5 protein-coding genes are annotated in these 6,758 nt (G+C 69.5%); 1 reads left to right on the top strand and 4 read right to left on the bottom strand.

Going from position 1 to position 6,758, the window contains the following annotated elements; all coding sequences use genetic code 11:
* Positions 1-110: 110 nt before the first annotated feature.
* Both JWS14_RS26090 and JWS14_RS26085 read right to left on the bottom strand, forming a co-directional pair.
* Positions 111-1,310, bottom strand: a complete 1,200-nt coding sequence (locus JWS14_RS26090) for a sensor domain-containing diguanylate cyclase (protein WP_095863245.1) — start codon at positions 1,308-1,310, stop codon at positions 111-113.
* 79 nt (positions 1,311-1,389) lie between these two features.
* Entirely contained in the window at positions 1,390-2,193 is an 804-nt protein-coding gene (locus JWS14_RS26085; RefSeq protein ID WP_015888572.1) for an alpha/beta fold hydrolase, read from the bottom strand.
* Between the two features lie 110 nt (positions 2,194-2,303).
* Between JWS14_RS26085 and JWS14_RS26080 the strand changes: the two genes are divergently transcribed.
* Complete coding sequence (locus JWS14_RS26080; protein WP_072947926.1) at positions 2,304-3,239, top strand: methionyl-tRNA formyltransferase; 936 nt, start codon at positions 2,304-2,306, stop codon at positions 3,237-3,239.
* A gap of 58 nt (positions 3,240-3,297) precedes the next feature.
* Here JWS14_RS26080 and JWS14_RS26075 read toward each other — a convergent pair whose 3' ends face one another.
* Entirely contained in the window at positions 3,298-5,046 is a 1,749-nt protein-coding gene (locus JWS14_RS26075; protein WP_095863244.1) for an ABC transporter ATP-binding protein, read from the bottom strand.
* On the bottom strand, positions 5,043-6,746 hold the full coding sequence (locus tag JWS14_RS26070; RefSeq protein ID WP_095863243.1) for an ABC transporter ATP-binding protein: 1,704 nt from the start codon (positions 6,744-6,746) through the stop codon (positions 5,043-5,045). The genes JWS14_RS26075 and JWS14_RS26070 overlap by 4 nt, the downstream gene beginning before the upstream one ends.
* Positions 6,747-6,758: the final 12 nt, after the last annotated feature.

Here is a 6,758-nt window from a genome sequence, read left to right as displayed (position 1 = left end):
CTACGTCGGGTTTTGCCCCATAAACATACCGTGCGTTCGTTCACTCGGGAGGCCCGGGCGATGCCGGTTTCCGGGGGCAGCCGTCCAGCAACCGCAGCCGCCCGGCAAACCTATTCGTGCCAGACCGCGGTGTTCCCGCCCCGGCGCTTGGCGGCGTAGAGGGCGATATCGGCGTGATGGAGCAACTCGTCGACCGTGCGAGCCGACGTACTGCGCGCCATCCCCACACTGATCGTCACGACGAGCAGTTCGTCGCCGACGTCGATCGGCGTCATGATCGAGGCGAGCATCCGGTCGACCACGTCGTCGGCGTCCAGTTCGTCGATGTCCGGAAGGATCGCGACGAACTCGTCGCCGCCGAGTCTGCCCACCGCGGACGGCGTCCGCATCGCGTGCCGCAGATGCTCGGACACCGCCTGCAGGATGGAATCGCCGACGCGATGGCCCCGGGTGTCGTTGACTTCCTTGAACCCGTCCACGTCGAGGAACAACGCGACCGCCGGACCCACGCCGGGCTCGAACAAGCGCTGCAGATGCTCCGTGATGGCGGCGCGATTGAGCAGCCCGGTGAGACTGTCGTGCGTGGCCTCGTGCAGAAGCAGCGCATGCGCCTCCTCCGCCTGCTTCTGGGCGGTGACTTCCGCGGTGACATCCCGGAAATGCACGACCAGCGCGCCGGCGTCGGCCGCGGCGGTCACCTCGATCGTCGCCCCGGGCCGATACAACGAATCCACCCGGGTCTGCTGCTGAGTCCCGGTGGCGAGAACCTTGCGGCACAGTGCGTCGAAGTAGCTGCCCTGCGTTTCGGGGAGAACCTCGGTGACGACGCGGCCGAGCAACTCCTCCCGCGACCGTCGTACGTGCCGCAGGCAGACGGAGTTGACGTAGATGATCCGAAGGTCCTCGTCGAGCGCCAAGAACCCCAGGCCCACCCGGTCGAGCAGAGACGCGAGCTGGGCGTCCCGGCCGGCGACGTGTCCGAGTTCGATGACGACCCCCGTCAACTCGACGGGATCCCCGGACGCATCGGTGGTGACGTCGATGCTGCGGGTGAGGATGTACCGGGTCGACCGATCCGTCAGCACGATACGGAACACGCATTCCGCGCCGACCGAGCCGGCCGTGTCTTCGAACATCCGGCGCACCGTGCCGATGTCCTCGGAATGGACGCGCTCCCGCCACAATTCGAGCGGCGGCAGGGAACCGTCGTCCCCGAAGATGGCGGCGGCCTTCTCGTCCCACCACAAGGTGCCGTTCACGACGTCGTACCGGACGATGCCCACCCCGAGGCGCGGAATGCCCAACGCCATCAGGTCCTCGCCGTCACCGTGATCGCCCCCCAGCCACTCGAAGATCCACCCTACTCACAACGGTGGCGGCAGCCACCGGTCAGTTGGCGAGGAACTCGAGCAGTACCTTGTTCACCACTTCGGGCTGTTCGAGGTAGCCGTAGTGCCCCACGTCGGGGATCTCGTAGTACCGGGCCGACGGGATCGCCTCGGCGACCTCACGCGAGAGGTACGGCGGAATCATCCTGTCGTCGGCGAAACCGACGGACAGGCACGGCGCGGTGATCGCCCGGTAGGCCTGCCTGCGGTCGAAGCTGCGGTCCATCTCCATCTGCGCGCGCACACCGTCCGACGTCCGGCCGCCGCTGAACTCGAACAGGTCGAGCCAGTCGCGGGCCGTGTGCGGGTCGACGAGCGACGCGGGCGACAGGTTCATCACGGCGGTCACCGCGGCCCGGTACTTGGCGGGGAGTTCGACCCCGCTGTCGTGGAGGGCGCGCTCGCCCTCGGTGAGGGTCTGCTGGAAGTAGTCCATGCGGGCGTGGCCGGCGAGGAAGGCCGCCTTGAGCACGAGATCAGGGCGGGACAGTGCCAGTTCCTGCGCGACACGGGCGCCCATCGAGGTGCCGACGACACGGGCCGGTCCGCCACCGAGGTGCTCGATCAGTCCCGCGGTGTCCGCGACGAGGTCGTCCATGGTGATCCCATCGACGCTCTCACCGGACGGCGCGATGCCCCGGTTGTCGAACGTGCAGACGCGGTAGCCGGCGTCGACGAGCGCGGGGGTCTGATGCAGATCCCACACCCGCCCCGGGCTTCCGGTTCCCATGATGAGCACCACTAAATCGCCGGATCCCTTGACCTGGTAATTCAGGGGGATCCCGTTGATCGTGGCGATCGTCATCTTGCCTTCCTTCCCTGGGCGGTCTCACCGAACTAGATTGGATAGCCTAAGCTGGCTTCGCCGCCGCTCAAAAGCGGCGCTGACCGACAAGCTCGTCCAGGAGGACCGCGTTGAGAGTCGCCACACTCGGATATCAAACCTGGGGTCACCGTACCCTGCAGGCCCTGCTCCAGTCCGACCATGAGGTCGTCCTCGCGATCACCCACCCCAAGAGCGATCACGTCTACGAACAGATGTGGGCGGACTCCGTCGCCGACCTGGCCACCGAGCACGGGGTGCCCGTGCACATCGCCACCAAGCCGGACGAAAACTTCAAGGCCGCCCTGAAGCAGGCCGACCCGGACATCGTCGTCGCCAACAACTGGCGCACGTGGCTGCCGCGGGACGTCTTCGACTCTCCCCGCTACGGCACCCTCAACATTCACGATTCGCTCCTGCCCAAGTACACAGGATTCTCCCCGCTCATCTGGGCGCTCATCAACGGCGAGGAAGAAGTCGGCCTCACCGCGCACCTGATGGACGAGGAACTCGACGCCGGCGACATCGTTTTGCAGAGGTCGACGCGGGTCGGGCCGACGGACACCGTCACCGATCTGTTCCACCGCACCGTCGACATGATCGGCCCGATCACGCTCGACGCGCTCGCACTGATCGAGTCCGGTCGCACGGACTGGACGCCGCAGGACCGCTCGCAGGCCACGTTCTTCCACAAGCGTGCCCCCGAGGACAGCCTCATCGACTGGACGTGGCCCGCCGACGCCATCGAACGCCTCGTCCGCGCGCAGTCCGACCCGTACCCGAACGCCTTCACCCATTTCAAGGGTCAGCGTGTCCGGGTTCTGAAGGCCGCCGTATCCGAGGGAAATTACGGTGGAACGCCCGGGCGTGTCTTCATCCACGAAGGCGACGGAATGGTCATCGTCGCCGGACCCGACGCCCGCACCGGACAGAACAAGGGCCTGAAGATCCAGCGCGTCCGCCTCGACGACGGCACCGAACTCGCCGGGACCGACTTCTTCCCCCACGGCGGCGGCTACCTCAGCTGACGCCCGTGCGCCTTTCTGGTAGTGGGTGCTACCAGAAAGGCGCACGGGGCGGAACGCCCTACCGCCCCTCCCACGCCGACCACAGCTCGGCGTAGCGTCCGCCGGCCTCGACGAGCCGGGTGTGCGGACCTTCCTCGACGATCCGGCCGTGTTCCAGGACGACGACCCGGTCTGCGGCAGCCGCCTGCGTCAGCCGGTGGGCGACCACCAGCGTCGTGCGACCGCGGGTCGCGGCCTCCGCCGACGCCTCGAGTTCCCGGGCACCCGCGCTGCCCGCTTCGGCCGTCGCCTCGTCCAGGATCGCGACCGCCGGGTTCGCGAGGACGAGTCGCGCCAGGGCCAGCTGCTGCGCCTGGGCGGCGGTCAACTCGTGTCCGCCCTCCCCGACCACGGTGTGGACCCCGTCGTCCAGAGCGGTCACCCAGCCGTCGGCGCCGACGGCCTTCAATGCCATCGCCGCGTCCTCCTCGGACGCGTCGGGTGCCGCGAGCCGCAGGTCGTCGATCAGCGGTCCGGCGAACACGTGGACTTCCTGGCTGACGATCGCGACCCGGCGACGGAGGCCACCCGGCTCGAGGTCCGCCAGCGCGGTTCCGCCGATCCGCACCGAACCGGCCGTCGGGACGATCGACCCGGCCGCGATCGCCGCGACCGTCGTCTTGCCCGCCCCGGTCGAGCCGACGAGGGCGACACGTTCACCCGACTTCACGTGCAGGCTGATGCCGTGCACCACTTCGTGGCTGCCGTCGTAGGTGTGGCGGACGCCGTCGAGTTCGAGCGTCGCGTCCGTGTTCTCCCCGGCGGCGGCGGTCCCGGCGGAGGATTCGTCGTCGAGGTCGACGACGCCGACGAGCCGCGCCAGGCTCGCACCGGCAGACTGCACCTCGTCGAACGTGTACATCAGCATGCCGATCGGATTGAACAACCGGTGGAAGAGCAGCGCCGCGGTCGTGGTCTGGCCGACTGTCACGATGTCCGCGTTCACCAGGGCGAATCCGGCGGCGAGGATGGTGGCCAGCCCCACGAACTCGGCCCGGTTGCCGCGTCCCGCGAACCGGGTGAACAGTGCGAAGACGCCGACGGACAGGTCGCGGGCCTTCTCCGACGCGCCGTTGATCTGACCCAGGTGGCTGTTTTCCAGGCCGTAGGCGCGCACCGTCCGGGCACCCTGCATGCTGCTGATCAGGGCCTGCGAACGCTCCCCCATCGCGACGCGTTCGGCGGCGTACACCGGCGCCGACCGCGGCAGGTACCAGCGCATCGCCAGCGCGTACATCGGCAGCGCCACCATGCCCGCGAGCCCGAGCCGCCAGTCGATGCCGAGCATCGTGACCATGCTCAGCACCACCAGCAGGACCGCCGTGACGAGATTGGGGACCACGTCGGTGACGGCCTTGCCGATCACCGCGACGTCGTCGCCGACGCGCGACAGCAGGTCGCCCTTGCCGACCCGTTCGATCGTCTGGATCGGCAGCCGGAGCGCCCGGTCGACGGTCCGCTCGCGCAGGTCCGCCAGGATTCCCTCGCCGAGACTGCGGATCAGGTACGACGCGAACCCGGCGCACAGTCCGCCGATCACCGCGGCGGACGCGATCACCGCGACCACCCAGCCGACGGTGGACGGCGGCGCACCGTCCTGGACGCGGTCGACGAGGACGCCGAAGACGTAGACGGGGACCAGCGCCATGCCGGCCGCGACAGCCGCCACCAGCAGCGTGAAGACGCTCCGGCCGCGGCGCTGTCCCAGCTCGTACCTCAGCCACGCCCACGTGTCGCGCGCGTTCGCGATGGGAAGCAGTTCACTCATCGCAGGACCGCCTGACTGTAGTTCGCGTTCTCGGTGGCCAGTTGCGAGTGGGTGCCCTCACCGGCCACCGTTCCGTCGTCGAGCACGACGACGCGGTCGGTGACGGACAGCAGCGCGGGGCTGCTCGTGATGAGGATCGTGGTCTGGCGATCCGGGGAGCCGCGATGCCGGAGGTCCGCGATTCCGCCCGCGATCGTGTGTTCGGTGACGGCGTCCACCGCCGTCGTCGGATCGTGCAGCACCATCACCGGCGACTGCGCCACGAGTGCGCGTGCCAGGGCGACGCGCTGTCGTTGACCACCGGACAGCGAGGACCCGCGGTCGGCGACCTCGTGGTCGAGCCCCTCGGGGTGCGCTTCGACGACGTCGACCGCCGCGGACGCGGACAGCGCCGCGTGTACCTCGGACGCCGTCGCGCCGGGCCTGCCCGCGGTCACGTTCGAGGCGACGGTTCCGGAGAACAGGTCGCCGTTGTGCGGTTCGACGAGCAGCGTCCGGCGGGCGTGCGAAAGATCCGCGTCCGACAGCCGGACCCCGCCCACCGTCAGTTCGCCGTCGTAGCGGTCGGGCGGAACCTGCCCGGACAGCAGCGCGGCCAGCGCCTCCGCGTCCTGGGGGCGGTACGCGACGACGCCGAGCAGTTCGCCGGGGGTGACCCGGAGGTCCAGTCCGCTCAGGGACCGGTAGGACACGCCGGTGAGGCTGAGTTCGCTGCCGTCGAGTGTCCGGCCCGACCCGGCGGGCAGCAGGGGTTCCGCGTCCAGTACGAGTGCGAGGCGGTCCGCCGACGCGCGGGCGAGGGCGAGGAACCCGGGCAGGCCGGCGAGAACGCCGAGCGGTTCGATGAAGAACTGGGACAGTCCGACGACGGTGATCAGTTCGCCGATAGTGATGCGGCCCTCGAGCGCGAACCAGCCCGCGAAACCCGCGACCCCGACGGCGAGGAGTGCGCTGACGGTCATCGACACCCCGGCGAACACGGCGGAACTCTTCGCCGTGTGCAGGGTGGCGCCGAGTGCGTCGCGGCTGGCCGCCCGGTACCGGCGCGACGCCGACACCTCGGCGCCGATCCCGCGCAGGGGGCGGAGCCCGCTCACGAGGTCGGTGGCCATCGCGGACGCCCGCGCGACCGCCGCCTGCTGGTCGGTGGCGCGGCGGGTGATCAGCGGTGCCGCGAGTTGGAGAAGTCCGAGGATGACGGGGGTGCCGATCAGGACGGCGAGGCCGAGGGGCACGTCGATCAGCAGCAGGGCGATCGCGGATCCGATCGCCGCGGTGAGGGCCGCGGCGGCGCGCGGGGTGATGTCCGCGATCCAGGCCGCGCGGTCGGCGTCCGACGTCGACACGGACAGCAGCTCACCGGCGCGCAGCTCGGTGCGCACCCCCCGCGGGTCGAGGATGCGGTGCGCGACCTCCATCCGCAGCTGGTGGGCCTCGTTCTGCATCGCCACGACGATGAAACGCGCACCGTAGCGCCAGGCCGCGGTGAGCACCAGGAACAGCAGTGCGAGGGCGCACAGCCACACCGTGAGCGCGAACACGTCGCCGGTCGCGACGGCCCGGTCGACGATCACACCGATCGAGATCGGGACCAGCGTCTCGGCTACCTGATGCAAGCAGACGAGTACGGTGCCGATGCCCAGCCGTCCCCGATTCCGCACCAGGGTGCGACGCAGAATTGCGGTGCCACCAGTCTTCACGCGCGTAACTCC

Source organism: Rhodococcus koreensis, from assembly GCF_017068375.1.
Classification (GTDB): Bacteria; Actinomycetota; Actinomycetes; order Mycobacteriales; family Mycobacteriaceae; genus Rhodococcus_F; species Rhodococcus_F koreensis.
This window is presented reverse-complemented; position numbering and strand designations above follow the sequence as displayed.

Coding starts and splice junctions, on each gene's coding strand:
- JWS14_RS26085 (WP_015888572.1), bottom strand. CDS start 2,193: ATGACGATCGCCACGATCAACGGGATCCCCCTGAATTACCAGGTCAAG.
- JWS14_RS26090 (WP_095863245.1), bottom strand. CDS start 1,310: ATGGCGTTGGGCATTCCGCGCCTCGGGGTGGGCATCGTCCGGTACGAC.
- JWS14_RS26075 (WP_095863244.1), bottom strand. CDS start 5,046: ATGAGTGAACTGCTTCCCATCGCGAACGCGCGCGACACGTGGGCGTGG.